Below are 26,569 nucleotides of genomic sequence, written 5' to 3' on the forward strand. Positions count from 1 at the left end.
AGGGGTTCCTTATCGAGCGTGCCGCGCGAGCCACTGGCGGCGTACGCGCTTGAGCACAAACAGGGCTAGTGCGGCGGTGATCAGGTCCAGGCTGATAGCCACCGCGAAAACCGGGGTCCAACTCTCGGCATATTGATGCAAAAGGGCCGCCAAGGGGCCACCGAAAATGGCGCCGATCCCCTGAGCCATGTACAGAAAACCATAGTTGGTCGTGGCGTTTTTGCTGCCGAAGGTATCGGTAAGCGTTGATGGGAACAGCGAGAAAATCTCCCCCCAACCAAGAAACACCACCCCGGACAGCAGCACGAACAGTACTGGGTTATCGCTGGTCAGCAGCCATAGGGTCATGGCGATACCTTCAAAGAAAAACGCAAAGGCCATGGTGTTTTCCCGGCCCCAGCGGTCGGAGATCCAGCCGAACAGGGGGCGCGTCAAGCCATTGCAGATGCGGTCGATCGTCATGGCCAGGGGCAGGGCGGCCATGCCAAACACCATAACGCTGGTCATGCCGAAGTCTTTGGCGAAACTGGCCATCTGCGAAGTGACCATCAGGCCTGAGGTCGACATCATGGCGAACATGGCAAACATCAGCCAAAACACCGGGGTACGTAGCATCTGCTTGGGGCTGAAGTGCTGGGCAGAACTGGGCACGCTGGTTGCGGTGGGCGCCGCACTGGCCGCTGCTGGCGGTTGGCGCAGCACCTGCGAGGCGAGTAAACCCACCACACCGAGGATCAGGCCGAAGGTCACCAGGGTAGTTTCCATGCCGGCTTCACGCAGGCTATTGCTGATCGGAAAGGTCGTGAGCATGGCGCCCATGCCATAGCCCGCCGCCACAGCCCCGGCTGCCAACCCGCGGCGGTCTGGGAACCAGCGCACCATCAGGCCAATGATGCCGACATAAACGATCCCGGTGCCGACCCCACCCAGCAAGCCATAACTGAGGTAAAGGGCGGTCAGGCTATGGGCTTGGCTGGCCAATATCCAACTCAGGCCAGACAGCGCACAACCCAAGGCGATTAACTTGCGTAAGCCGAAGCGGTCAATCAAAAAGCCTTGTACCGGCGAGAAAAAAGTTTGCAGCACAATCAACAGTGAAAAGGTGACCTGAACTTGCGCCAATGAAGCGCCGAGCTTTTCGGCCAACGGCCCGGTGAATAGCGTCCAGACATATTGCGGGCTTGAAATGGCCATCATGCAGGTCATTCCGGCAATCATCTGGTACCAGCGCGTGCGGCTATTGGCCCGCGCAGAGGCTTGCAGTACAAGAGACTCGCTGGTCATGGGTGGTGCCCTCCCTCGTTGATATCCGTTTAACTTGAGAGAGCAATGGCTATGCCATACATGGGCAAAACTTATTCAATTAACCGGTATTAGCGCCTAACTTCCAGAAGGTATCGATTAACGGACAAGGCCATTGAATGAGTGCGGGGGGGCTTGCCTGTTTAAGGTGCGTAAAGCCACTCGGTGCGCTGTCATAGCCCTGCTTGAGCAACATTCCGAAGCAAATCCCCCCGCCCTGTTGTCTCTTATTGGCCTTATTCTGATCCCTTGGAAATATGTCCACAGCGCCGATGGAGGCCCATAGACATGAATACCCGTGGCTTGCTCGATCAACTGCTGAAATCCGGCCAAGACCTGCTGCAGAACAAAGCGGGCAATGGTCACTCTTCGTCCTCTGCGGGCGGCCTTGGTGGTTTGCTCAAGGGTGGCGCCGCCAGTGGCGCGCTGGGCAGCCTGCTGTCGGGCGGCAAGGGCGGTAGCGCTTTGGCCGGGGGCGCCTTGGGCCTTTTGATGGGCAATAAAAAGGCCCGCCAATATGGCGGTAAGGCCATTGCCTACGGTGGCCTGGCGGCACTCGGTGTGCTGGCTTATAAGGCTTATGGCAACTGGCAGGCCAAGCAGAGCACCGCGCCCCGTGGCGAGCCACAAACCCTCGACCGCCTGCCTGAAGATCAGGCCGAGGCCCACAGCCAGGCCATTCTCAAAGCGCTGGTCGCCGCGGCCAAGGCCGATGGTCACGTTGATGCGCGCGAGCGCGAATTGATCGAAGGCGAATTCACCCGCTTGACGCCCGACCCCGAGCTACAGCAATGGCTGCACGCCGAGCTCAATTCACCGCTCGACCCCAAGGCCGTAGCCCGCGCCGCCCGTACCGAAGAAATGGCCGCTGAAATGTACATCGCCAGCGTCATGTTGGTGGATGAGCAACACCCCATGGAACGCGCCTACCTTGACGAACTGGCCAAGCAACTGGCCCTGGACCCCGCCCTGAAAGTTGAATTGGAGGCCCAGGCGCGTAACCCAGAGGTGTAATCGCGGCCCCCTCAGCATCAGCGAAAGTACGCTAACGACGAAAATCGGTTAAGCCAAAGCTATACTCGGCCGATTAAGGTGTGTACCGATGTTGATTCCTGAGGGGAAATCGTGAAGAACTGGACCTTGCGCCACCGGATTCTGGCAAGTTTCGCCGTGATCATCGCCATCATGTTACTGATGGTGGTGGCGTCCTACGTTCGCTTGGAGAAGATCGAAACCAGCGAAAGCACGGTGCGCACCAATAGCGTCCCAGGGGTTTTTTATAGTTCGATGATTCGTAGCGCCTGGGTCGACAGCTACGTCTATACCCAGCAGTTGGTGGGCATGAGCGCGCGGCGCAGCATGACGCCCGCCGACGATGAACAATACAAAAGCTTCGCCGACCGCTTGATTGCGCAGATCGAAAACTACCGCGGCACCCTCGAAGATGCCGACGACCGTAGCCGCTTCGACGATTTCCTGCGCCTGCGTGAAGTTTATGAGCAGTCCATTGCCAAAGTAGTGGACGCCTATCGCAATGGCCGTTTTGATCAGGCTCAGCAACTGACCATCAACGAAATGAGCCCCGCCTGGGTGGCCGGCCGTAAAAGCCTCAACGCCTTGATCGATGCCAACCGTGCCTCGGCAGAGCAGGCCACCTCGGCCATCGACTCTGCTGTGACCGTCGCCAAGCTGACCATGTTGGTTTCCCTGTTCCTCGCTGTGATTGCCGCTGGCATCTGCGGGTGGCTGCTGTTGCGCGCCATCATGGCGCCTATGCAGAAGCTGGTGAAAATCCTTGAAGTCATGCGCACCGGCGACCTGAGTTCGCGCCTGAACCTGGGCCGCAAGGACGAGTTCGCTGAAGTCGAGCTGGGCTTCAACGACATGATGACCGAGCTGACCGCTCTGGTGTCCCAGGCCCAGCGCTCTTCGATCCAGGTCACCACCTCGGTCACTGAGATCGCTGCCACGTCCCGCGAGCAGCAAGCCACGGCCACCGAAACTGCGGCCACCACCACGGAAATCGGCGCGACCTCGCGGGAAATCGCCGCGACCTCCCGCGACCTGGTCCGCACCATGACCGAAGTAACCTCTGCCGCCGACCAGGCTTCGTTATTGGCCGGGTCCGGCCAGCAAGGCCTGGCACGGATGGAAGAAACCATGCACCAGGTGATGGGCGCTGCCGATCTGGTGAATGCCAAGTTGGCGATCCTCAACGAAAAGGCCGGCAACATCAACCAGGTGGTGGTGACCATCGTCAAGGTGGCCGACCAGACCAACCTGCTGTCGCTGAACGCCGCGATTGAGGCGGAAAAAGCCGGTGAGTATGGCCGAGGCTTTTCGGTCGTGGCCATGGAAGTGCGGCGTCTGGCGGACCAGACGGCGGTGGCCACCTATGACATCGAGCAGATGGTGCGAGAAATCCAGTCCGCGGTGTCGGCCGGGGTGATGGGCATGGACAAGTTTTCCGAGGAGGTACGCCGCGGCATGTTCGAGGTGACCCAGGTCGGTGATCAGCTTTCGCAGATCATCGCTCAGGTGCAGGCGCTAGCGCCGCGGGTACTGATGGTCAACGAAGGCATGCAAGCCCAGGCCACCGGTGCGGAGCAGATCAACCACGCCTTGACCCAATTAGGCGATGCCAGCAGTCAGACCGTAGAATCGCTGCGCCAGGCAAGCTCGGCCATCGATGAGCTCAGCCAAGTGGCGGCCGGCCTGCGCGGCGGCGTTTCGCGTTTCAAAGTCTGATGATTGGGGTCCAGACGGTAGCCATGCGCGGGGCCGAAAAGGTCGCCGCGCCGCATAAGTTGTTCCTGGTGTTCTACCTGGGCGGCGAGCGGTTTGCCCTCGATACCCTGGAGGTTGCTGAGGTCCTTGCGCGGCGCCCGCTCAAGCCCATCGCCCAGGCGCCGCTTTGGGTGGCTGGCGTGTTTGCCCACCGTGGCCAATTGGTGCCGGTGCTGGACCTGGCAGCCCTTGCCTTTGGCCAGGCCGCCGTGCTGCGCACCAGTACGCGCTTGGTGCTGGTGCATTACCGGGTCGACCCGCAGCAGCCACAGGCGCTACTGGGCTTGATTCTGGAGCATGCCAACCAGACCCTGCGCTGCGACCCTGAAGAGTTTCGCCCCTATGGCCTGGACCAACGGGCCACGCCTTACCTGGGCCCCGTGCGCGAGGATGCCCAGGGCCTGATGCAGCGTATCAGCGTTGCGCAGTTGCTCGACGACAATGTGCGTGAGCTGCTCTTCAGTGGGCAGACGCCGCCATGAGTATGCAGCCGCGGTTCTTCGACTTCTTGCGCGACCGCATCGGCCTCGACGTGGCCTCGGTGGGCGCGGCGATGATCGAGCGGGCGGTGCAACAGCGCTGCCACGCCGCTCAGTGCCCGGACCTGGAACGATACTGGGCGCTGTTGCAGGGCTCGGCCAGCGAGCAGCAGGCGCTGATCGAAGCGGTGGTGGTGCCGGAAACCTCCTTCATGCGTTACCCGGAAACCTTCAACGCCTTGGTCCAACTGGCCCGCGAGCGCTTGTCGGCAGCTCGGGGCGAGCGGGTGCTGCGCATTCTTAGCTTGCCGTGCTCCACCGGGGAAGAACCCTATTCCATCGCCATGAGCTTGCTGGACGCCGGTATGGCTGCGCGCTCGTTTGTCGTCGACGCGGTGGATATCAGCCCGCTGTCTGTGGAGCGCGCCCGCCGTGGGGTGTATGGGCGCAACTCGTTTCGCGGCCAGGCCCTGGAATTTCGTGATCGCCACTTCACGCCAGTGGCCGAGGGTTATCAGTTGCACGAGGCGGTGCGTCAATGCGTGCGTCTGCAGGTAGGCAACGTGTTGGACCCTGGCTTGTTGGCCGGCGCGCCGCCCTACGATTTTGTGTTTTGCCGCAACCTGCTGATCTATTTCGACCTGGAGACCCAGCAGCGCGTCTTTGAAGTTCTCAAACGCTTTACCCAACTCGATGGCGCGTTGTTCATCGGCCCCGCTGAGGGCAGCCTGCTGGGCCGCCTAGGCATGCGCCCGGTGGGCATCGCGCAGTCGTTCGCCTTCGTGCGCGGCGCCGCCCCAGTCTTGGCGGCGCCTGCCGCACCCCCCGTAAGCCAGCCACCGTTGCCTCCACGAGCCCGGGTCGAGGCGCCGCCGAGCAGCCGGCCGCCACCGCCTCGGCCAGTGGTGGGCAAGCCGACGCTGGCGGTCAGCCGCCCGGCCGGCGAAGACCCTGACACCCTGTTGGCCAGCATCGTGCGGCTGGCCAACGAAGGCCATAGCCAAGAGGCCATGGCGGCGTGCGAGCGCTATTTGCAACAACATGCGCCCCACGCCGAGGTTTTCTATTGGTTGGGTTTGCTTAACGACGTGGCCGGTAAAACCCAGGAAGCTCAGGGCTTCTATCGTAAGGCGTTGTACCTGCAACCGCAGCACTCGGAAGCCTTGGCCCATCTGGCCGTGCTGCTGGCGGCCCAAGGCGACAGCGCTGGCGCCAAGCGCTTGCAGGCGCGGGCGCAACGTAATGCGCAGTCGGGCGAACAGGAGCGTAAAGGATGAGTGGGGTCGTGGCGCTGAATTTGGTGGACAGTGCCGCTGAGGCGGTGGACGACTGCTGGAACCGCATTGGCATCACCGGTGATAAGTCGTGCCCGTTACTGGCCGAGCATATTCACTGCCGCAACTGCCAGGTGTACGCGGCCGCCGCGTTGCGCCTGCTCGACCGCTACGCCCTGGAACGCGAAGAACTCGCCGCCGAGCCCGCCGAGCTGCCCGCTACCGCCAGCCAGTCGCTGCTGGTGTTTCGGCTCAGGGACGAATGGCTGGCCTTGCCGACCCGTTGCCTTAGCGAAGTGGCTGCGCAGCAGCCTGTGCATTCCCTGCCACACCAGCGTTCCCGGGCGTTGTTGGGGGTTGCCAATGTGCGCGGGGCCCTGGTGCCGTGTCTGGATCTGGTTGACCTGCTGGGCATTGAGGCGACGGCGGCCTTTTCCCCGATCAATGCGCGGATTACCCCGCGCTTGTTGTTGCTGACCTTGCCGGACGGCCCCGTGGTGGTGCCGGTCGATGAGGTGGATGGCATCCATCGTATCGACCAGGCCCGCCTGGAGTCAGCCTCAAGCCCCGGCAGCCAGGCCGGCGCACGCTTTACCCGCGCGGTGCTGGCCCTGCATAACCGCAGCGTGCGGGTGATCGACGAAGCGCCGTTGTTGGCGGCCATGAGCCGGAGCCTGACATGACGCCCGAACAAATCCGCGACAGCTCACTGCTGGAACTGTTTGGCCTGGAAACCGAAGCCCAGACCCAAGTGCTTAACACCGGCTTGCTTGCCCTCGAGCGCAGCCCAGGCGATGCGGCCCAGTTGGAAGCCTGCATGCGCGCCGCCCACTCGCTCAAGGGCGCGGCACGGATCGTTGGCGTGGACGATGGCGTGCGCGTCGCCCATGTCATGGAAGACTGTCTGGTCGCCGCCCAGGAGCGTCGCCTGTACTTATCTCCTGAGCATATCGACGCGCTATTGCACGGGACTGACCTGTTGGTGCGCATCGGCGCCCCTGATGGCCAAGGCCCAGGCGCTGCTGCGATCGAAGCCTATCAAGTGCAGATGACCGGCCTCCTGTACCCCGATGCGGCGCCGCCGCTGAACCCACCAGCCGCCCATCCTCCGCCGCCGCCGAGCGCCGCCCCGGCGCCGCTGGCCGAGGCCGAGGCCGAGCCTGACAGCGAACCCAGTCAAGCCGCCAGTGGCCGTGGGCGCCGCGTCGAAGGCGGTGAGCGGGTGTTGCGGGTGACCGCGCAGCGGCTCAACAGCCTACTGGACCTGTCCAGCAAAGCCTTGGTCGATACCCAGCGCCTGAAACCCTATTTGGCCAGCCTGCAACGCCTCAAACGTATGCAAAGCCAGAGCATTCGCGCGTTGGACAGCTTGCGCGAGCAATTGAATGACGCCGGCCTGGACCCCCAGGTAGTCGACAGCGTGGTCCAGACCCAAACCCTGATGGTTGAAGCGCAACAACTGCTACAGCAACAAAGCAACGATCTGGACGAGTTCGGCTGGCAGGCCGGCCAGCGCGCGCAATTGTTGTATGACACCGCCCTGGCCTGTCGCATGCGCCCCTTCGCTGACGTATTGGGCGGGCAAGTGCGGATGGTTCGCGACCTGGGCCGCAGCCTCGGCAAGCAGGTCAGGTTGGACATCGAAGGCGAGAAAACCCAGGTCGACCGCGACGTGCTGGAAAAGCTTGAAGCCCCTCTCACGCACTTGCTGCGTAATGCCGTCGACCACGGTATCGAGAGCCCCGAACAGCGCTTGCTGGCCGGCAAGCCGGCGGAGGGTCGGGTGCTCCTGCGCGCTTCCCACCAGGCGGGCTTACTGGTGCTGGAAATCAGTGACGACGGTGCCGGAGTCGATCTGCAGCGCGTGCGCCGGGCGATCGCGGAACGCAAGCTCTCGACCGCTGAAACGGCGGCCGAGATGAACGAAGAAGAGGTCTTGTCGTTTCTCTTTCTGCCGGGCTTCAGCCTGCGCGGGCAGGTGACCGAAGTGTCCGGCCGCGGTGTCGGCCTCGATGCGGTGCAGCACGGGGTGCGTCAATTGCACGGTGCGGTGGAGCTGACCCAGCAGGCGGGTCAGGGCAGTTGCTTTCATATCGAGGTGCCGCTGACCCTATCGGTGGTGCGCAGCCTGGTGGTGGAGGTCGGTGGTGAAGCCTATGCGTTCCCCCTCGCGCACATTGAGCACAGCTTGGCCTTGGCGCCCGAGGAAATCGTCCAGTTGGAAGGCCGCCAACACTTCTGGTACCAGGGCCGTCACGTTGGCCTGGTCGCCGCCAGCCAGTTGTTCCAGCGCGCTGACAGCCAGGCCAGCCAGGACTCGATGCGCGTGGTGGTGATCCGCGAAAAAGACGCGTTCTATGGGGTCGCGGTGGAGCGTTTTCTGGGCGAGCGCACGCTGGTGGTGTTGCCCCTCGACGAGCGCCTGGGCAAGGTGCAGGACATTTCCGCCGGGGCCGTGCTGGACGACGGCGCGGTAGCCTTGATCGTCGACGTCGAAGACCTCTTTCGCTCAGTGGAAAAACTGCTCAATACCGGGCGTCTCGAGCGTATCGACAAGCGTGCCCGGCTCAACCAGGCCCAGGTGCGCAAGCGCGTTCTGGTGGTCGATGACTCCCTGACCGTGCGCGAGCTACAACGCAAACTGCTGACCCAGCGAGGTTATGAGGTGGCGGTGGCGGTGGACGGCATGGACGGTTGGAATGCCTTGCGCGCCGAGGCGTTCGATTTGCTGATCACCGACATCGACATGCCGCGCATGGACGGTATCGAACTGGTCACGCTGCTGCGCCGCGACAGCCGTCTCCAGTCGTTGCCGGTGATGGTCGTGTCCTACAAGGACCGTGAAGAAGATCGCCGCCGCGGGTTGGACGCCGGCGCCGACTATTATCTGGCCAAAGCCAGTTTCCACGACGACGCCCTGTTGGACGCGGTAGCGGAGTTGATTGGGGGAGCCCAGGCATGAGAATCGCCATCGTCAACGATATGCCCATGGCGGTCGAGGCCCTGCGCCGCGCCCTGGCGTTCGAGCCCGCCCACCAGGTGGTCTGGGTCGCCCACAACGGCGCAGACGCGGTGCAGAACTGCGCCAGGGATACCCCAGACCTGATCCTCATGGACTTGATCATGCCGGTGATGGACGGCGTCGAGGCGACTCGCCAGATCATGGCGAAATCCCCGTGCGCCATCGTTATCGTCACGGTCGACCGCCAGCAGCACATGCATAGGGTGTTCGAAGCCATGGGCTATGGCGCCCTGGATGTAGTGGATACCCCCGCCGTGGGCGGCGGCCAACCGAAAGAGGCCGCAGCGCCATTGCTGCGCAAGATACTTAACATCGGCTGGCTGATCAGCGCCAACGCCACGGCGGTGCGCGCGCCCCAGCCCACACCCCGTGCGGCGCAGCCTAAGCAAAAAATTGTCGCCATCGGCTCTTCCGCCGGTGGCCCGGCCGCCCTGGAAATACTCCTCAAGGGCTTGCCAGCGGACTTTCCGGCGGCCATTGTGCTGGTCCAGCACGTCGATCAAGTGTTCGCCGCCGGTATGGCCGAGTGGCTGGCCAGCGTTTCCGGCTTGCCGGTGCAGTTGGCGCGCGAGGGCGACACCCCGCGCAACGGCTCGGTGTTGCTGGCGGGCACCAACCACCATATGCGCCTGCTGAAAAACGGCACTTTGGCTTATACCGCAGAACCGGTGAACGAGATTTATCGGCCGTCTATCGATGTGTTTTTTGAAAGCGTGGCACAATACTGGCCAGGTGAAGCCATCGGTGTTTTATTAACCGGAATGGGGGGAGATGGCGCTAGAGGGCTGAAATTGATGCGCGATCACGATTTCTTGACCATTGCGCAAGATCAACACAGTTGTGCGGTATACGGGATGCCCAAAGCGGCGGCCGACATCGGTGCCGCCGTTGAAATTCGGGCTCTGGAGCAGATTGCGCCGAGGTTGATCGAAGCTGTTTCCCATATGAACCCGAGGCTGCGTCGCCCCGAGCAGTATCCAGGTGGAAATGTATGAAAGACCTGCAGATCGAAGATTTCAAAGACACGGACGCTTATCAGGCGATGGTCCTGCTGGTCGATGACCAAGCCATGATCGGCGAGGCCATTCGCCGGTCCCTGGCGCAAGACCTGAATATCGACTTCCACTTTTGCGCCGATCCGCACCAGGCCATCACCATGGCCATGCGCATCAAACCTACGGTGATCCTGCAGGATCTGGTGATGCCCGGCCTCGATGGCCTGAGCCTGGTGCGCGACTATCGTCAGCACCCGGCCACCCAGGACATTCCGATCATCGTGCTGTCGACCAAAGAAGACCCGGCGATCAAAAGCGCCGCGTTCGCCGCCGGTGCCAACGATTACCTGGTCAAGCTGCCCGATACCCTCGAACTGGTCGCGCGCATTCGCTATCACTCGCGCTCTTACCTGACCTTGCAGCAACGTGACGAGGCCTACCGTGCATTGCGCGTCAGCCAGCAACAGCTGCTGGAAACCAACCTGGTGCTGCAGCGCTTGATGAACTCCGACGGCCTGACCGGGCTGTCCAACCGCCGCCATTTCGACGAGTACCTGGAAATGGAGTGGCGGCGCGCCATGCGCGATAAGTCGCAACTCTCGCTGTTAATGGTAGATGTCGACTACTTCAAAGCCTACAACGACACCTTTGGCCACCTCGATGGCGACGAAAGCCTGCGCAAAGTGGCCCAGGCGATCCGCCAGAGCAGCAGCCGGGCGACCGATCTGGCGGCGCGCTATGGCGGCGAAGAATTCGCCCTGGTGCTGCCAGGCACCTCCCCGGGCGGCGCCCGGCTGGTGGCCGAGAAGCTGCGCCAAATGGTCCTGGGCCTAACCATCCCGCATACCACACCGGAGCCTGGTTCAAGCATTACCGTGAGCGTTGGCGTGGCGACCTGTTCGCCAGAGCAGGGCAGCGATTGCCGCGTGTTGATTTCTGCCGCCGACAAAGGCCTGTACATGGCCAAGCACGCCGGGCGTAACCGCGTGGTGGTGGGTGAGGTCGAGCCCGAGCAGGAATAAGCGCGCCACGGGTCTGCGGAAAAATCCCCGCGACACGCCGGGCGGGCTGCGATCCGATGTTGTCTGGGGTATACTCAGCGGCTTTTGACCCGCTACGCACGAGTGCCGCCCGCCATGGAAATCAACCCGATCCTCAATAGCATCAAGGACCTGTCAGAGCGTTCCGAAACTATTCGGGGGTATCTTTGACTACGATCAAAAGCATGAGCGTCTGACTGAAGTCAACCGCGAGCTTGAAGATCCGAACGTCTGGAGCAACCCTGAGTACGCACAGAATCTGGGCCGCGAGCGTTCGCTGCTGGCGCAGATCGTCGATACGCTGGATGAAATGAACAGCGGCCTGGCTGACGCCAAGGAGCTGTTGCTGATGGCGGCCGATGAAGACGACCAGACCGCGGTCGACGACGTCAGCGCTGAAGTCGAGCGTCTGCGCGAGTCCCTCGAAAAGCTGGAATTTCGCCGCATGTTCAGTGGCGAGATGGACCCCAATAACGCCTACCTCGACATCCAGGCCGGTTCCGGCGGCACCGAAGCCCAGGACTGGGCCAACATGCTGCTGCGCATGTACCTGCGCTGGGCCGACAAGCGTGGCTTCGACGCCACCATCATGGAGCTGTCGGCGGGTGAAGTGGCCGGCATCAAAGGCGCAACCGTGCACATTAAGGGCGAGTACGCTTTTGGTTGGCTGCGCACGGAAATCGGCGTGCACCGCCTGGTGCGCAAGAGCCCGTTCGATTCGGGCAACCGCCGCCACACCTCGTTCACCGCAGTGTTCGCTTCGCCCGAGATCGACGACAACATCGAGATCGACATCAACCCGGCCGACCTGCGCATCGACACCTATCGCTCCTCCGGGGCCGGTGGTCAGCACGTTAACACCACCGACTCGGCGGTGCGTATCACCCACGTACCGACCAACACCGTGGTCAGCTGCCAGAACGAGCGCTCCCAGCACGCCAACAAGGACACCGCGATGAAAATGCTGCGGGCCCGGTTGTACGAGCAGGAAGTGCAGAAGCGCAATGCCGCGTCCCAGGCGTTGGAAGACACCAAGTCCGATATCGGCTGGGGTCACCAGATTCGCTCGTACGTACTCGATGCCTCGCGCATCAAAGACCTGCGCACCGGCGTCGAGCGTAGCGATTGCGACAAGGTGCTGGACGGCGACCTCGACGAATACCTGATAGCCAGCTTGAAACAAGGGCTGTAAGCCAGCCCACCCCCGCGTGAAGGCGGGGGCAACGAACCCGTGATGGAATTTCTGAAGACATGAGCGACCAACAACTCGACCCGCAAGACCTGCAACAGGAAGAAAACAACCTGATCGCCCTGCGTAAGGAAAAACTGGCTGCAGTGCGCGCCCAGGGTCAGGCCTTCCCCAACGACTTCCGTCGCGACAGCTACTGCAACGACTTGCAGAAGCAATATGTCGGCAAGACCAAGGAAGAGCTGGAAGCTGCAGCGATTCCGGTCAAGGTGGCAGGTCGTATCATGCTCAATCGCGGCTCGTTCATGGTGATTCAGGACATGACCGGGCGTATTCAGGTATACGTCAACCGCAAGACTCTACCGGAGCAAACCCTGGCGGCGGTCAAGTCTTGGGACCTGGGCGACATCATTGCCGCCGAAGGCACCCTGGCGCGCTCGGGCAAAGGCGACCTGTACGTGGAGATGACCCAGGTTCGCCTGCTGACCAAGTCCCTGCGCCCGCTGCCAGACAAGCACCATGGCCTGACCGACACTGAAACCCGCTACCGCCAGCGCTACGTTGACTTGATCGTCAACGAAGAGGTACGCGACACTTTCCGCGTACGCTCCCAGGTCATCGCCCATATCCGCAGCTTCCTGGCCAAGCGCGACTTCCTGGAAGTCGAAACGCCGATGCTGCAGACCATTCCCGGTGGCGCCGCGGCCAAGCCGTTCGAGACCCATCACAATGCGCTCGACCTGCCGATGTTCTTGCGCATTGCCCCTGAGCTGTACCTCAAGCGTCTGGTGGTGGGGGGCTTCGAGCGGGTCTTCGAGATCAACCGTAACTTCCGTAACGAAGGCGTCTCGACCCGGCACAACCCCGAGTTCACCATGCTCGAGTTTTACCAGGCCTATGCTGACTACCAAGACAACATGGACCTGACCGAAGAACTGTTCCGCGAGCTGGCGCAGTTGGTGCTCAACAGCACCGACGTGCCGTATCAGGGCAAAGTGTTCCACTTTGGCGAGCCGTTCCAGCGCATCTCAGTGTTCCAGTCGATCCTCAAGTACAACCCGCAAATCAGCGCCGCTGACCTGGAAGACCTCGACACCGCCCGCGCCATCGCCAAGAAGGCCGGCGCGGCGGTCAAAGGTTTCGAAGGGTTAGGCAAGTTGCAGACGATGATTTTCGAGGAGCTGGTCGAGCATAAGTTGGAGCAGCCGACCTTTATCACCGAATACCCGTTCGAAGTATCGCCGCTGGCCCGTCGCAACAACGACAACCCGAACGTCACCGACCGCTTCGAGCTGTTCATCGGCGGCCGTGAAATCGCCAACGCCTACTCCGAGCTCAACGACGCCGAAGACCAAGCCGAACGCTTTATGGCTCAAGTCGCGGATAAAGACGCTGGCGACGACGAAGCCATGCACTACGACGCCGACTTCGTTCGCGCGCTGGAATACGGCATGCCGCCAACGGCGGGCGAGGGGATTGGTATCGATCGCCTGGTCATGTTGCTGACTGATGCGCCGTCGATCCGCGATGTGATTCTGTTTCCACATATGCGTCCGCAGGGTTGATTAACAGATCGGGGCACGTAGGAGGGGGCCGGGCGGCGCTCCGCTTGCCCCCGATCTTTTCCCGATCTCCCGATGCTATCCCATCCCTTGCAAAACGCGAAAAAACACCTCCTCAAACCGCCGCATCTGCGCGTCATCACCCACGCTGACGCGTATCCAGGTCGGCCAGCTCGGCCAAACCCGCCCCACCAACACCTGCTCACTGGCTAGCGCAGCGACCACCGGCGCAGCGGGCCGGCGTACGTCTACCATAAAGCAGTTGGCCTGGGAGGCCGTGCAGCGCCATCCTGCGCCGGCTAAGCGCCCCACTGTGGCGTCGCGCAAGTGTTGGTTAGTGCGTTTACGCTGCGGTACCACGGCGGCGTCCTGGAGGCTGGCCAAGGCACCGCGCAGGCTGGGCTCAGCGGCCACGTTATAGCCATCGAACGCTTCCAGCGCTTGCAGTAACGGGGCCTGCCCAATGGCCAGCCCTACGCGGGCACCGGCCATGCCGTACAACTTGGAGAAGGTGCGCAACACCAGCAAGTTGGGGTGATGTTTAACCAAACGGATACAGCTGGGGGCTTCGCTGAAGTGAATGTAGGCTTCGTCGACCACCACCACAGTGTTGCTCGGCGCCTTGGCGATCAGACGCTCGATCGCCGCCGTTGGCGTCAGCGTGCCGGTGGGGTTGTTGGGGTTGCACAGGTAAATCAGACCCGGCGCTTCATCGGCCGCCAGCATCGCGTCTACGTCATGGGCATGCCGCGCATCCAGCGGTACTGCGTGAACGGTGGCGCGGCGCGCCTGGGCCGCTTCGACCGGCCCTTCATAAGATGGCTCGGCGACCACCAGGCTAGCGGGGCCGGTAAAGGCGTGCACGGCGTATTGCAACGCTAGCTTGGAGCCACAAAACACCTGCACCTGGTCCCCGGCCAAACCCTGCTGACGGGCGAACACTTCGACCAACTGGTACTGCAAGGGGTACGGATAGCGGCCACAGCCAGCGATCCCTTCCTGCATGGCAACCCGGGCAGTTGCACTCGGGCCAATAGGGCTTTCGTTGTAGTTAAGGCGTATGGGTGTATCGGTAGGGGCCGACACGGCCCAGCTCACTTGGCTGAGCAGCGGTAGGGCAGCGCCCAGGCCCATCAGGTGGCGGCGAGATAAACCATCCATATTTTAGTCCCTCCACGGCGTTGTTTCTTGGAGGACGCCTGAGCGGTACGGGGCTTTACGGTGGCAAGGGGCCAGTTAGTGGTAGCCCCATTGGCTTAGTAACCGCGCCGACCGTTTTTCTGATGTTAGGCAAATCCTAAAGGCGTACCATATCGCCGATTGAGCACCGTCCAGCGTTTTAGCCTTCAACTACCGGGAGGCTGGCCGGTAAGCCACCTATGCCGCCGGATGCGGCAGTAGGTCGAACCCATAATTCCGAGGAACCTTCGTGACTCCCGCCATCGCTTTGCTTGGGGCGGCCGATACCGCCAGCGCCGTCGCCGAAAGTGTCCAGTATCAGGGCCGTAAGGCCAGCCGCCAGGGCAGTGAACAACGTCGCCAACAGATCCTCGATGCCACCTTGCGCATTATCGTGCGCGACGGCGTGCGGGCGGTGCGCCACCGTGCCGTAGCGGCCGAGGCCCAGGTACCATTGTCGGCCACCACTTACTACTTCAAAGACATCGACGACCTGCTCAGCGACGCCTTCGCCCAGCATATCGAGCACAGCGCGGCGTACATGGCCAAGCTGTGGGCCAGTACCGAGGCGCTGCTGCGTGAGGTGATGGCACGCCACGACGGCAGCCCTGCGTCACGGGCGCAATTGGCCGATGAGATTGCCCGCATGACGGCCGACTACGTACAGCGGCAGTTGCACGCACGCCGCGACTGCTTGATGGCCGAGCAGGCATTTCTGCAAGAGGCCCTCTTGAGCCCGCGATTGGCCCACCTGGTGCGGGCGCAGCAGGGCATACTGCTGCGCGGTGCCTGCCAGTTGCTGCAGGTTTTGGGCTCTCGTGAGCCGCAGCAGGATGCCAAGGTGTTGACGGCCATAATCGGCCGGATGGAATATCAAGCCTTGCTCGCTGGCACGTCTTCGCCCGACGAAGACATGTTGGCGATTTTAACGCGCTATATGCACTTGGTGCTGGCCTCGGCCTGAAGCGACGTGACCCATGGGTAGCGGGAGAATCGAATGAACGTCTGGCGCCGTCTGGCCATTGTCCTGTCTGTGCTGCTGCTCAGTGGCTGCCTGGTGACCTTCCCCAAGGCGCTGCCGCCGGAACAAGCGGCGCCCGCTAACCTGCTGGGTAAGTGGGCCAGCAAAGATGCCTGGGGCGAGCACCTGAATTTGACCATCAGCCGCGTCGGGCCCAACCGCTACCACGCCACCAGCCGCGCGCTGGAGTCCGCCGAGGTGGATAGGAAAAAGCCCAAGGTGAGTCTCGACCAAGTGGACTTCACCGTCGCGCGCCACGGCAGCCGCTGGTACGCCAGCGCGACGATGCCAAAGGAGTATGGTGGCCGTTATGCCTTGGCCGGTTTCGAACTGACCGAGGGTGGCGAGTTGGTGGTCTATAACCTGGACGTCGAGCAGGTCAAGCAAGCGCTGGAGCAAAAGGCCCTGCGCGGCGAAGTTTACGAGGCGCAGCAGAACGAAGGTGTGTTGGTCGAGAGCCCGTTGGAGGAGGTGTTCGCCTACCTGGACGACCCGGCCAATTCAGATGTGTTCATCGAAATCGCCCGCTACCAGCGGGCCAAATAACCGACAAGGAGCTTTACGGGTGGACGAGTATCAGCAGACGATACGTGCATTGTCCGACCGGATCGTGCAGGCGCAGACCCCCATCAGGGTGCTGGATGCGGTCAAGTGGGACGAGAATATCCGCCATGGGTTCCTTGAAGGCAAGGGCAAGCAAATGCCCGCCGTGGACCGCGACTATTACCTCAATCGCCCACTGGGCTTTGACTCCAGCGCCGTCAAACTGGAGTTCCAGAACATCGAGCGCGACCTGACGCGCCAGCTCGGCCAGTTCAACCCTGTCGGGCAGATCATGCGGCGCATGTGCAAGGAATACCGCATGGTCGTGCGCATGCTAGAAGCCCGTGGCACCGAGGACTTCGGGCTGATTTCCCAAGAGCTGTATGGCGCCGCCTCGGATGCGTTCCACGCCGGCGACCCGACCCTGGCCGACCTCGGGATGATGTTGTCGGACTACCTCAACAACATTGCCGGGCGCGGCGACCTCAAGGATGAAGCCAAGACCCTGACGGCCAAAGACGCCGTGGCGATGTTGCAAAGCCGCTTGAATAAAGTCTTCGGTGAAGCTGAAGAAACCATTCGCGTGTTCGAATCCGACGGCATCGTCGCGGATGCCGCTGCTGGCGCCGACTATATCAAGATCCGCAGCGACGCCCTGTTCAACGAGCGCGACGTACGCGCCCTGGAAGTGCACGAGGGCTTGGTGCATGTGGGCACCACCCTGAACGGGCTCAACCAGCCTATCTGCACCTTTTTGTCCAAGGGGCCGCCGTCTTCTACCGTGACCCAGGAGGGGCTGGCGATTCTGATGGAAGTCATCGCCTTCGCGTCCTACCCCAGCCGCCTGCGCAAGCTGACCAACCGCACCCGAGCGATTCACATGGTGGAGGAGGGGGCCGATTTCCTGCAAGTGTTCGAGTTCTTCCGGGAACAGGGTTTTGAAATGCCCGAGGCCTATGGCAATGCCAGCCGGGTGTTCCGCGGTTCGACCCCCACTGGGCTGCCGTTTACCAAGGATCTGTCCTACCTCAAGGGCTTCATCATGGTTTACAACTACATCCAGCTGGCGGTGCGCAAAGGCAAGCTGGAGCAGATCCCCCTGTTGTTCTGCGGTAAAACCACCCTGGAGGATATGCGCACCCTGCGCCTGCTGGTCGACGAGGGCCTGGTGGCACCGCCCAAATATCTGCCTGAGCAATTTCGCGACCTCAATGCACTGTCCGCGTGGATGTGCTTTTCTAACTTCCTCAACCACTTGAGCCTGGACCGGATTGAAGCCGACTATTCGAACATTCTGTAGAGCCCTGGGCGTTGCCTGCCTGCTGGTGGCGCTGGGCGGCTGCAGCTCGTTGCTGTTCTACCCGGAGCGCGGGCTGCCCTTCACCCCCGAAAAAGCTAAGCTCGCTTACCGTGACGTCGAACTGCGCAGCGCCGACGGCACACGCTTGCACGGCTGGTGGCTGCCCGCCAAGGAGGGCGTTGCCGTCAAGGGCACTGTCCTGCATTTGCATGGCAACGGCGGCAACCTGGCATGGCACCTGGGCGGCAGTTGGTGGCTACCCGAACAGGGCTACCAAGTATTGATGGTCGACTACCGGGGCTACGGCTTATCGGCCGGTGAACCGAGCCTGCCAGCGGTTTATCAAGACGTCGATGCCGCCTTCGCCTGGCTTGACCAGCAGCCGGAGGTACAAGGCAAACCTCTGGTGTTGTTGGGGCAAAGCCTGGGCGGGGCGCTGGCGGTGCATTACCTGGCGCAGCACCCGGCGCAGCTTGGGCGCTTGCAGGCACTGGTGTTCGACGGCGTGCCCGCCAGTTACCGCAAGGTGGGCCAGTTCGCGTTGAGCACCTCGTGGCTGACCTGGCCGTTCCAGGTGCCGTTGTCGTGGCTGGTGCCAGACGGCGACAGCGCGATCCGCTCGATCGGCACCCTGCAAGGCCCGCCCAAATTGTTCTTCCACAGCATCGACGACCCCATCGTGCCTCTGGAAAACGGCATCAGCCTGTACCAGGCGGCGCCGCCACCGCGGGTGCTCCAACTGACCCGCGGCGGCCATGTCCAGACCTTCGCCGACAAGACCTGGCGCCAGGTGATGCTGCGGTTTTTGGATGACCCGACGCACTTCAATGGCCTACGCCGCCTAGCCGAAGTGCCCAATTACCCTGAGCCGGCGGATGAGTGAGCCACGCAGCGGCGTGCCATTGATCCTGACCAGCTTGGCTAGCGTTTTCGTCACGGTGGGCTGCCTGTGGTACTACGGCTATGTGCATTTCGCCAAGCCAGAGGATGCGCGTTTGTTGGCCGAGTTCACGATGCTCAAAACCCTACCGGGCGAAACCTACCAAGCGTCGGCCGCACCGGCTCGCCAAATGGCGCAGTGTATTGACGGCAGGTTGGTGTTGTTCGATCAGGAGCAGCGGGGCTTGAGCGGGGTATTGGTGGACGAGCGAGGGCGGTTGGTGCGGTGTCTTCCGTGACGCTTTAAAACAAACGGGGGCAAGCGCTGTGGCGCTTGCCCCCGTGTTGTTAACGCCAGCGTGAATCAGTTGGCCATGGAAGACCGTGGCGCAACAGGCTGGTTGTCGTTGGAAATGGTCACTTCCACGCGACGGTTCATGGCGCGGCCCGAGTTGCTGGTGTTATCAGCCACTGGGTACTGCTTGCCATAGCCCACAGCGACGATGCGCGATGGGTTGACGCCGGCTTTGATCAGCGCAACTTGCACCGATTGGGCGCGGCGCTCGGACAGGCTCTGGTTGTAAGAGTCGGAACCGGTGCTGTCGGTGTAGCCTTCGACGATCACTTTGCGGTCTGGGTTTTCCTGAAGGAATTGCGCCAGTTTGCTGATGTTGACCATGCCGCCGGATTTCAGCTCAGCTTTGTTCAGGTCGAACAGCACGTCACCGAAGGTCACCAGGGTGCCACGTTCGGTTTGCTTGGCGTTCAGGCTGTCTTGCAGCTTCTTGATCTGAGCGTCACGGGCGTCCAGGCGAGCCTGGGCACGTTGAGCTGCGGCACCTTTGAGGTCTTCTTCGGCGCTGCGCAGCGCGATGGTCTCTTTGGCCACTTCAACGCGTTGGTTGGTCAGGTAAGCCAGTTGGTCGACTTTTTTCGCGTCAGCGTCGTCGCGGAAAGCCTTGTCAGCCTTGTCCAGCCACTCGGAAGCGTCTTTGGTTTCCAGGGCCGCCAGGGTGCTGGACTTGGGGTTGGTTTGCAGGCTGCTGAAGTTGGTGCGCGCCTGTTCCAGGTTCGGGTTAGGAGGTGTCGAGCACGCCGCCAGGCCAACGCTCAGAGCCAACAGGGCAGGGATCATCAGTTGTTTTTGCATGGTGTAATTCATCCTTCAATCAATATCGAATGGCAAGTGCAGGGCTAAGCCCACTGCAATCACTGCACGGAGCGCGACGCTTCATCACGCAGGTCGTTGACACCCTGGCGAGCGTCCTGCACAGCCTTCTCGGCCTTGGCGGCCTGGGCTTTGCGCTCAGCGACACGGGCATCCCATTCGGCCTGTTCAGCCAGGCGGCGGGCTTCGTCATACTTTTCGTCGTGCATGGCGATTTCGGCTTGCTTGAGCTTGTCTTGGGCCGCTTTCATTTCAACGGCGGCAAACTCGGTACCACCAGAGCTAACAGCGCTGTTGACCGCGGACTGGCTCACAGCGAACTGCTCCGAAGGTGGGTTGCCGGCACAACCGGCCAGAATAAAGCTGCTACCTAGCGCGAGGGCCGCCAGTTTCAGCCCGCGCATAGGGTTGGATGAGGCTTTGGCAGTGCTGGTCTTCATGATCTTCAACTCCAATAGGTAACTCTGGAAATACAACAAAAAACTTTTGAGCCAAACGCAGCCTTTAAGCTCGACGGCTTTTGGCGTCATGGCTATTGGGTCTGACCGGTGGCATTTTTGGATAGTTCAGAAAATATTCGGGGGGTGTGTAACGGCAGCGTTACTGTCCTTGCGTTGGCCTGCCGCCGGCCTCGCAGGCCGGGCGGGCAGAGCCGTGGATTAGTCTTCGCTGGGGGTGGTGCGGGTGCTGGAGAGGTCGTGCAGGTAGCGCCGCGATAGGGCAAGGAAGCGGGGAGTCGGGCCGATGTCCTCGAACATCGGGTCACCTTCTTCATCGGTCGCGATCACTTTCTGGCCTTTCACGTAGGGAAAGCTGCCTTCAAGTTCTTCCAGGGCGGCGCCGATCAATTCGCCCAGCAACTCTTCAGGGTGGTGCTTGGGGTACATCTCGGTCAGCGCGGCGAGCCGTGCGGCCGATTCCACGTCCAAGTGAATGTTGTAGCCAGTGTCGGTCAGGCGGCCTTTGGCGTTCTCTTCCCAGTGTTGCGCAAGCTCACGGATTTTCATACAGGCCTCGTCGTCAGAGCATGGAGCGTGCCCTTGAAAGAATCGATTCAGGTGGGCACTCTGCATTGGAGCCATTTCCCGTGTGCTTGTTCATTCGCGCTGCCAATCGGCTGGCGTTGGGCAAGCGGTCGTTCAGATCGGAGACAAAGCCGATGTCAGATATCGATGTGCGCTTGCGCGAAGACGTTCACCTGTTAGGCGAGTTACTCGGCAACACCATTCGCGAGCAATACGGCAATGGGTTTCTGGAAAAGATCGAGCGAATCCGCCGTGGCGCCAAAGCGGATCGGCGCAACAACCAGGCGGCCGGCGAAGAACAGCTGGGCTCCAGCCTGGCCGACCTTGGCGAAGACGAGCTGCTGCCGGTGGCGCGGGCGTTCAACCAGTTCCTCAACCTGGCGAACATCGCTGAGCAATACCAATTGATCCGCCGCCGTGAAGAAGCACAGCCCGCGCCTTTCGAAAACCGCGTACTGCCCGAGTTGCTGGCCCGGCTAACGGCCGCCGGGCACTCGCGCGAGGCGTTGGCGCGCCAGGTAGGGCGCTTGAGCATCGAGCTGGTGTTGACCGCGCACCCCACCGAAGTGGCCCGGCGTACTTTGATCCAGAAATACGATGCGATCGCAGCGCAGTTGGCCCTGCAGGATCACCGCGACCTCACCAGCGCCGAGCGTGAGCAGATCAAAGCGCGCTTGCAGCGGCTGATCGCCGAGGCCTGGCACACCGAAGAAATCCGGCGCAGCCGACCCACGCCGGTGGATGAAGCCAAGTGGGGCTTTGCCGTCATCGAGAACTCACTGTGGCACGCCGTGCCCAGCCATTTGCGCAAGGTCGACCAGGCGTTGCACGCGGCCACCGGGCTGCGCTTGCCCCTGGAGGCGGCGCCGGTGCGGTTCGCGTCGTGGATGGGCGGCGACCGCGATGGCAACCCCAATGTCACTGCGGCGGTCACCCGTGAGGTGCTGTTGCTGGCGCGTTGGATGGCAGCCGATTTGTTCTTGCGCGACGTCGATCACCTGGCCAGCGAGTTGTCCATGCAGCAGGCCAGCGACGCGCTGCGCGCCAAGGTGGGGGACAGCGCCGAACCGTATCGGGCGTTGCTCAAGCAGCTGCGCGAGCGCCTGCGCGTGACCCGTAACTGGGCCCAGGCCTCGCTGGCTACGAGTACACCGGCCGAGGCGGATGTGCTGCAGGACAACCGCGAACTTATCGAACCCCTGGAGCTGTGCTTCCAATCCTTGCATGAATGTGGGATGGGGGTGATTGCCGATGGCCCGTTGCTCGATTGCCTGCGCCGGGCCGTCACTTTTGGCCTGTTCCTGGTCCGCCTCGACGTGCGCCAGGACTCCACCCGGCACGCCGCCGCCTTGAGTGAGATCACCGATTACTTGGGGCTGGGCCGCTATAGCGATTGGGACGAAGAGGCGCGCATCGCCTTTCTGGTGCGCGAGTTGAATAGCCGCCGGCCTTTGTTGCCCAGCCACTTCAAGCCTGCCGCCGACACCGCTGAAGTGCTTGCCACCTGCCGTGAGGTGGTAGCAGCCCCATCGGCTTCGCTGGGGTCTTATGTGATTTCCATGGCGGGAGCAGCCTCCGACGTATTGGCCGTGCAATTGTTGCTCAAAGAAGCCGGGTTGCAGCGGCCGATGCGTGTAGTGCCGCTGTTCGAAACCCTCGCCGACCTGGATAACGCCGGGCCGGTGATCGAACATCTGCTGCAATTGCCGGGCTACCGTAGCCGTTTGCACGGCCCGCAAGAGGTGATGATCGGTTATTCCGACTCCGCTAAAGACGCCGGCACCACGGCGGCGGCTTGGGCGCAATATCGCGCGCAGGAAAACCTGGTGAATATTTGCCGCGCGCAAGATGTTGAACTGCTGTTGTTCCACGGCCGTGGCGGTACCGTAGGGCGCGGCGGTGGCCCGGCCCATGCGGCGATCCTGTCGCAGCCGCCCGGCTCGGTGTCCGGGCGTTTTCGGACCACAGAGCAGGGGGAAATGATCCGGTTCAAGTTCGGCTTGCCCGACATCGCCGAGCAAAACCTGAACCTTTATCTGGCCGCTGTGCTGGAGGCGACCTTGTTGCCGCCGCCGCTGCCAGAACCAGCCTGGCGTACGCTGATGGACGAGCTAGCCGCTGATGGGGTCAAGGCCTACCGCCAGGTGGTGCGGGAGAACCCGCAGTTCGTTGAATATTTCCGCCAGTCGACCCCTGAGCAGGAATTGGGGCGTTTGCCACTGGGCAGTCGCCCGGCCAAACGTCGAGCCGGGGGTATCGAAAGCCTGAGGGCCATTCCGTGGATTTTTGGCTGGACCCAAACCCGCTTGATGCTGCCTGCGTGGCTGGGCTGGGAAGCAGCGTTGAGTAGTGCGCTAGAGCAGGGTAAAGGTGATTTGCTGGCGGATATGCGCGAACGCTGGCCGTTTTTCCGCACGCGTATCGATATGCTGGAAATGGTTTTGGCCAAGGCGGACGCCGAAATCGCGCGGCTTTACGATGAGCGCCTGGTCAGCCCAGAACTGAAACACTTAGGCACGCATTTGCGCGACCTATTGTCGCAGGCCTGTAGCGTGGTGTTGAACCTTACCGGGCAGCAGCGCTTGCTTGCCCATAGCCCGGTGACCCTGGAGTTTTTCAATCTGCGCAATACTTACCTGGACCCTTTGCACTGGCTGCAGGCCGAGTTGCTGGCGCGCTCACGCAGCCGCGAGGCGAGCCTCGATAGCCCCCTGGAACAGGCGTTGCTGGTGAGTGTGGCGGGTATTGCCGCTGGGCTGCGCAATACCGGCTGAAGCCTCTGCTCGAAGCCCCGGCAACGGGGCGCAGCGGCGCTACCTGGCGTATCCGGTGCAACCTTCAAGAGTTGCACCTTGGCCTACCTAATTCGCCCTGGCCCAAGGGCGCAGGGTTCCTGCGACTTTCGGTGGCTTGTATGGCTTGTGCCTGCTGTGTATCTTGATCAGCCTTTTGGTCGTTTTACGGCCGTGACCTGTTTTTTCGAGCCCGCTGCTATTCGTCTTTTTTCTGTATAGGGCGGCGGTGCCGACGATCTTCCTATAAAAATTGAGGAGCATATCGATGCGCGTGATTCTGCTGGGAGCTCCCGGAGCCGGCAAAGGTACTCAGGCCAAGTTCATTACCGAAAAATTCGGCATCCCGCAAATTTCCACCGGGGACATGCTCCGCGCTGCCGTCAAGGCTGGCACCGAACTGGGCCTGCAGGCTAAAAGCGTGATGGACAGCGGCGGCCTGGTCTCCGATGACCTGATCATCGCCCTGGTCAAAGAGCGCACCGCGCAACCCGACTGCGCCAAAGGCTTCCTGTTCGACGGTTTCCCGCGCACCATTCCCCAGGCTCAAGCGTTGGTGGACGAGGGTGTGATGCTTGACCATGTGCTGGAAATCGCTGTCGACGACGAAGAGATCGTCCAGCGCATCGCTGGCCGGCGCGTCCACGAGGCCTCTGGCCGGGTTTACCACACTGTCTACAGCCCACCTAAAGTCGAGGGCAAGGACGACAATACCGGTGAGGCCTTGGTCCAGCGCAAGGACGACACCGAAGAGACCGTGCGCCACCGCCTGTCGGTCTACCATTCGCAAACCAAGCCGCTGGTGGAGTTCTATGAAAAGCTCGCCGCCACCCACGGCAAACCCAAGTGCAGCCATATTGCTGGCGTCGGTTCGGTCCAGGACATCACCACCAAGGTGCTAGCCGCACTGAGCTGAATAACCTGTGCCGCCAACGGCCCGCTTGCGGGCCGTTGGCGTTTATAATGTTGACCTTTTCCCCCATGGATTCGCCCGATGACCACCCTGCTGGCCCTGGACACTGCCACTGAAGCCTGTTCCGTCGCGTTGCTGCACGACGGCAAGGTTTCCAGCCACTATGAGGTCATTCCGCGCCTGCATGCACAAAAGCTGCTGCCTATGATCAAGGCCCTGTTGCAGCAGGCCGGTATTGGTTTGGGCCAGGTCGAGGCGATTGCCTTCGGACGCGGCCCTGGCGCCTTCACGGGTGTGCGCATTGCCATTGGCGTGGTCCAGGGTTTGGCATTCGCCTTGGACCGGCCCGTGCTGCCGGTGTCCAACCTGGCGCTGCTGGCCCAGCGCGCCTACCGCGAGCACGGTGCTACCCAAGTGGCAGCGGCTATCGATGCACGCATGGACGAGGTGTACTGGGGTTGCTATCGAGAAAATGCGGGGGAGATGCGCTTGGTGGGCGAGGAGGCCGTGCTGGCTCCGGCTGCGGTCAGCCTCGCCCCAGGCGGCGGTCAATGGTTCGGCGCGGGAACCGGCTGGGGCTATGGCGAGCGCCTAGCTGCGCAAGTAGCCCAGCAGGACGCCACTCTGCTACCCCACGCTGAAGACTTGCTCACCCTGGCGGGTTTTGCCTGGGCCAGGGGCGAAGCGCTGGCGGCGGACATGGCGCAGCCGGTCTATTTGCGAGACAAAGTGGCCACACCCAAGGCGCGTTAATGGCCGTGGTTTGGGCGAACTTCGTCGCAATCACATGACAATTCGTCGGTAAAACCCTGTTTGTCCTGAAACTTTTGCCGGTTATGTGGTCTAGTTATCACTCAGGCAATTGTTTGGCACAGGCAGTGCCGGTAGATTGCCACTATCGAAACCGAGTTAGCTCGTATGCGTATAGATGGATTTTCCTCGCAGTCCTACCCGATCAAGCGCAAACCCCGCAAAGGTTCGGCGGTGGTCGACGATAATGTCGAGGATATCGAAGGCGAACTCGTTCCCGCGCAGCCCCAGCGTTCGCGCAGCGGCGGCACGGTCAGCAACCTGCCAGCTCGCCAGCAGGACATGATCTTCCCACGCTCGATGAGCCGCCGCGCCGCCACGGCGTTGGCCAGCTACCTGAGCACTGCCGGTTTTGTCGAGTGGGACAGCCAAGTGTTGGGCCTGGACGTCCATATCTGACGTGAGCGGGCTGCCTTATTTCCTCGGATGCCCCTCCTGGAGCGAGCAGGCCTGGCGCGGTTCTCTGTACCCCGACGACGCCCGCCCCGCCGACCTGCTGAGCCACTACGCGGCGTTCTTCAATGCCGTCGAAGGCAATACCACCTTCTATGCCCGACCCGCCCCTGCCACGGTGGAGCGCTGGGCCGCAGCCATGCCCGAACATTTTCGCTTCACCGCCAAGTTCCCCCGCGACATCAGCCACAGTGACGACTTGCGCGGGCAACTGCCGGCCGCCCACAGTTTTATCGAGCTGCTTAAGCCATTGGGGCAGCGGGTGGCGCCGTTGTGGCTGCAGTTGCCGGCGCAGTTTCACCCCGGGCGGCTGGCCGAGTTGGCCCTGTTTATCGACGATATCGCGCAGCCTGTAGCTGTGGAAGTACGCCATCCGCAGTTTTTCGCCAAAGGCGACGAAGAGCGGGCGTTGAACCGTTTGCTGCTCGATGCCGGTGTCGAGCGTATCTGCCTTGACCCGCGTGCGTTATTCAGTTGCCAGTCCCGCGAACCCTCGGTGCTGCATGCCCAGTCGAAAAAGCCGCGGGTCCCGCCTCGGCCCACAGCGTTCACCCAGGCGCCACAAGTCCGCTTCATAGGCCATCCGCAGTTGGAGGCGAACGATACCTTCCTGCAACCGTGGCTGGACAAAGTCGCTGGCTGGATTGAAGAAGGGCGTACGCCCTATGTGTTTCTGCACACCGCCGACAACCTGCACGCCGCCGCGCTGGCGCAACGTTTCCACACGTTTTTGATGGAACGTTTACCCGGCCTGCCAGCCCTACCTGAGACACCGCGCGACCGGCAGCCCGCTCCTCAGCAGCAGCTCGGGTTGCTGTAGACGCGCGGCAGGCCTT

25 protein-coding genes are annotated in these 26,569 nt (G+C 62.0%); 20 read left to right on the forward strand and 5 right to left on the reverse strand.

Going from position 1 to position 26,569, the window contains the following annotated elements:
- Window positions 1–9: 9 nt before the first annotated feature.
- Window positions 10–1,284, reverse strand: coding sequence for an oxalate/formate MFS antiporter (gene oxlT / locus QCL65_RS05545; protein WP_407315290.1), 1,275 nt, complete (start codon window positions 1,282–1,284; stop codon window positions 10–12).
- Window positions 1,285–1,590: 306 nt separating this feature from the next.
- Between oxlT and QCL65_RS05550 the strand changes: the two genes are divergently transcribed.
- The 10 genes from QCL65_RS05550 (at window position 1,591) to lysS (ending at window position 13,653) form a co-directional block, all read left to right on the forward strand.
- On the forward strand, window positions 1,591–2,316 hold the full coding sequence (locus QCL65_RS05550; protein ID WP_407315291.1) for a tellurite resistance TerB family protein: 726 nt from the start codon (window positions 1,591–1,593) through the stop codon (window positions 2,314–2,316).
- 111 nt (window positions 2,317–2,427) lie between these two features.
- Complete coding sequence (locus QCL65_RS05555; RefSeq protein WP_407315292.1) at window positions 2,428–4,050, forward strand: methyl-accepting chemotaxis protein; 1,623 nt, start codon at window positions 2,428–2,430, stop codon at window positions 4,048–4,050.
- Between the two features lie 23 nt (window positions 4,051–4,073).
- Complete coding sequence (locus tag QCL65_RS05560; RefSeq protein WP_407315293.1) at window positions 4,074–4,571, forward strand: chemotaxis protein CheW; 498 nt, start codon at window positions 4,074–4,076, stop codon at window positions 4,569–4,571.
- Window positions 4,568–5,845: a CheR family methyltransferase gene (locus QCL65_RS05565; RefSeq protein ID WP_407315294.1), complete on the forward strand. Its 1,278-nt coding sequence runs from the start codon at window positions 4,568–4,570 to the stop codon at window positions 5,843–5,845. The genes QCL65_RS05560 and QCL65_RS05565 overlap by 4 nt, the downstream gene beginning before the upstream one ends.
- Window positions 5,842–6,525, forward strand: coding sequence for a chemotaxis protein CheW (locus QCL65_RS05570; RefSeq protein ID WP_407315295.1), 684 nt, complete (start codon window positions 5,842–5,844; stop codon window positions 6,523–6,525). Before QCL65_RS05565 ends, QCL65_RS05570 begins: the two co-directional genes overlap by 4 nt.
- The gene (locus QCL65_RS05575) at window positions 6,522–8,804 is read left to right on the forward strand and encodes a hybrid sensor histidine kinase/response regulator (RefSeq protein ID WP_407315296.1); all 2,283 of its coding nucleotides are present in this window, start codon (window positions 6,522–6,524) and stop codon (window positions 8,802–8,804) included. The genes QCL65_RS05570 and QCL65_RS05575 overlap by 4 nt, the downstream gene beginning before the upstream one ends.
- The gene (locus QCL65_RS05580) at window positions 8,801–9,859 is read left to right on the forward strand and encodes a chemotaxis response regulator protein-glutamate methylesterase (protein ID WP_407315297.1); all 1,059 of its coding nucleotides are present in this window, start codon (window positions 8,801–8,803) and stop codon (window positions 9,857–9,859) included. Before QCL65_RS05575 ends, QCL65_RS05580 begins: the two co-directional genes overlap by 4 nt.
- Window positions 9,856–10,881, forward strand: coding sequence for a diguanylate cyclase (locus QCL65_RS05585; protein WP_407315298.1), 1,026 nt, complete (start codon window positions 9,856–9,858; stop codon window positions 10,879–10,881). Before QCL65_RS05580 ends, QCL65_RS05585 begins: the two co-directional genes overlap by 4 nt.
- A 114-nt stretch (window positions 10,882–10,995) precedes the next feature.
- Window positions 10,996–12,091 (forward strand): peptide chain release factor 2 gene (prfB, locus tag QCL65_RS05590; RefSeq protein WP_407315299.1). Its coding sequence is split into 2 segments (ribosomal slippage): window positions 10,996–11,067 and window positions 11,069–12,091, totalling 1,095 coding nucleotides; the frame shifts between segments, so codons are not numbered across the junction.
- 59 nt (window positions 12,092–12,150) lie between these two features.
- Entirely contained in the window at window positions 12,151–13,653 is a 1,503-nt protein-coding gene (gene lysS, locus QCL65_RS05595) for a lysine--tRNA ligase (protein WP_407315300.1), read from the forward strand.
- A 75-nt stretch (window positions 13,654–13,728) separates the two neighbouring features.
- On the opposite strand, the gene QCL65_RS05600 is transcribed toward lysS, so the two are convergent.
- Window positions 13,729–14,811: an aminotransferase class I/II-fold pyridoxal phosphate-dependent enzyme gene (locus tag QCL65_RS05600; RefSeq protein WP_407315301.1), complete on the reverse strand. Its 1,083-nt coding sequence runs from the start codon at window positions 14,809–14,811 to the stop codon at window positions 13,729–13,731.
- A gap of 268 nt (window positions 14,812–15,079) precedes the next feature.
- Here QCL65_RS05600 and QCL65_RS05605 point away from each other — a divergent pair, with 268 nt between their 5' ends.
- From QCL65_RS05605 to QCL65_RS05625, 5 genes are read left to right on the forward strand one after another with little or no spacing between them, the layout of a single operon-like run.
- A complete protein-coding gene (locus QCL65_RS05605) occupies window positions 15,080–15,793 on the forward strand; it encodes a TetR/AcrR family transcriptional regulator (RefSeq protein ID WP_407315302.1) in 714 nt (237 codons plus the stop codon).
- Window positions 15,794–15,826: 33 nt separating this feature from the next.
- A complete protein-coding gene (locus QCL65_RS05610) occupies window positions 15,827–16,396 on the forward strand; it encodes a hypothetical protein (protein WP_407315303.1) in 570 nt (189 codons plus the stop codon).
- 19 nt (window positions 16,397–16,415) lie between these two features.
- On the forward strand, window positions 16,416–17,693 hold the full coding sequence (locus QCL65_RS05615) for a flavohemoglobin expression-modulating QEGLA motif protein (protein ID WP_407315304.1): 1,278 nt from the start codon (window positions 16,416–16,418) through the stop codon (window positions 17,691–17,693).
- Window positions 17,665–18,576, forward strand: a complete 912-nt coding sequence (locus tag QCL65_RS05620) for an alpha/beta hydrolase (protein ID WP_407315305.1) — start codon at window positions 17,665–17,667, stop codon at window positions 18,574–18,576. Before QCL65_RS05615 ends, QCL65_RS05620 begins: the two co-directional genes overlap by 29 nt.
- Window positions 18,569–18,871, forward strand: a complete 303-nt coding sequence (locus QCL65_RS05625; protein ID WP_407315306.1) for a hypothetical protein — start codon at window positions 18,569–18,571, stop codon at window positions 18,869–18,871. The genes QCL65_RS05620 and QCL65_RS05625 overlap by 8 nt, the downstream gene beginning before the upstream one ends.
- Window positions 18,872–18,936: 65 nt before the next feature.
- Here QCL65_RS05625 and QCL65_RS05630 read toward each other — a convergent pair whose 3' ends face one another.
- The 3 genes from QCL65_RS05630 to QCL65_RS05640 form a co-directional block, all read right to left on the reverse strand.
- A complete protein-coding gene (locus tag QCL65_RS05630) occupies window positions 18,937–19,722 on the reverse strand; it encodes an OmpA family protein (protein ID WP_407315307.1) in 786 nt (261 codons plus the stop codon).
- A gap of 59 nt (window positions 19,723–19,781) precedes the next feature.
- Window positions 19,782–20,195, reverse strand: coding sequence for a DUF4398 domain-containing protein (locus QCL65_RS05635; RefSeq protein ID WP_407316679.1), 414 nt, complete (start codon window positions 20,193–20,195; stop codon window positions 19,782–19,784).
- A 204-nt stretch (window positions 20,196–20,399) separates the two neighbouring features.
- Window positions 20,400–20,747 carry a pilin assembly protein gene (locus QCL65_RS05640; RefSeq protein ID WP_407315308.1) on the reverse strand — a complete coding sequence of 116 codons (348 nt, stop codon included), beginning with the start codon at window positions 20,745–20,747 and terminating at the stop codon, window positions 20,400–20,402.
- Between the two features lie 152 nt (window positions 20,748–20,899).
- Here QCL65_RS05640 and ppc point away from each other — a divergent pair, with 152 nt between their 5' ends.
- From ppc to QCL65_RS05665, 5 genes are all read left to right on the forward strand, one after another.
- Complete coding sequence (ppc, locus tag QCL65_RS05645; RefSeq protein WP_407315309.1) at window positions 20,900–23,539, forward strand: phosphoenolpyruvate carboxylase; 2,640 nt, start codon at window positions 20,900–20,902, stop codon at window positions 23,537–23,539.
- Between the two features lie 286 nt (window positions 23,540–23,825).
- Window positions 23,826–24,473 (forward strand): adenylate kinase, encoded by a 648-nt coding sequence (gene adk, locus QCL65_RS05650; protein ID WP_407315310.1) that lies wholly within the window; start codon window positions 23,826–23,828, stop codon window positions 24,471–24,473.
- Between the two features lie 78 nt (window positions 24,474–24,551).
- Window positions 24,552–25,223 (forward strand): tRNA (adenosine(37)-N6)-threonylcarbamoyltransferase complex dimerization subunit type 1 TsaB, encoded by a 672-nt coding sequence (tsaB, locus tag QCL65_RS05655; protein ID WP_407315311.1) that lies wholly within the window; start codon window positions 24,552–24,554, stop codon window positions 25,221–25,223.
- A gap of 165 nt (window positions 25,224–25,388) precedes the next feature.
- Window positions 25,389–25,679 (forward strand): hypothetical protein, encoded by a 291-nt coding sequence (locus tag QCL65_RS05660; RefSeq protein ID WP_407315312.1) that lies wholly within the window; start codon window positions 25,389–25,391, stop codon window positions 25,677–25,679.
- 1 nt (window position 25,680) lies between these two features.
- Complete coding sequence (locus QCL65_RS05665; protein ID WP_407315313.1) at window positions 25,681–26,553, forward strand: DUF72 domain-containing protein; 873 nt, start codon at window positions 25,681–25,683, stop codon at window positions 26,551–26,553.
- Window positions 26,554–26,569 lie beyond the last annotated feature (16 nt).

It is taken from the genome of Pseudomonas sp. nanlin1 (assembly GCF_045571515.1).
Taxonomy (GTDB): Bacteria; Pseudomonadota; Gammaproteobacteria; order Pseudomonadales; family Pseudomonadaceae; genus Aquipseudomonas.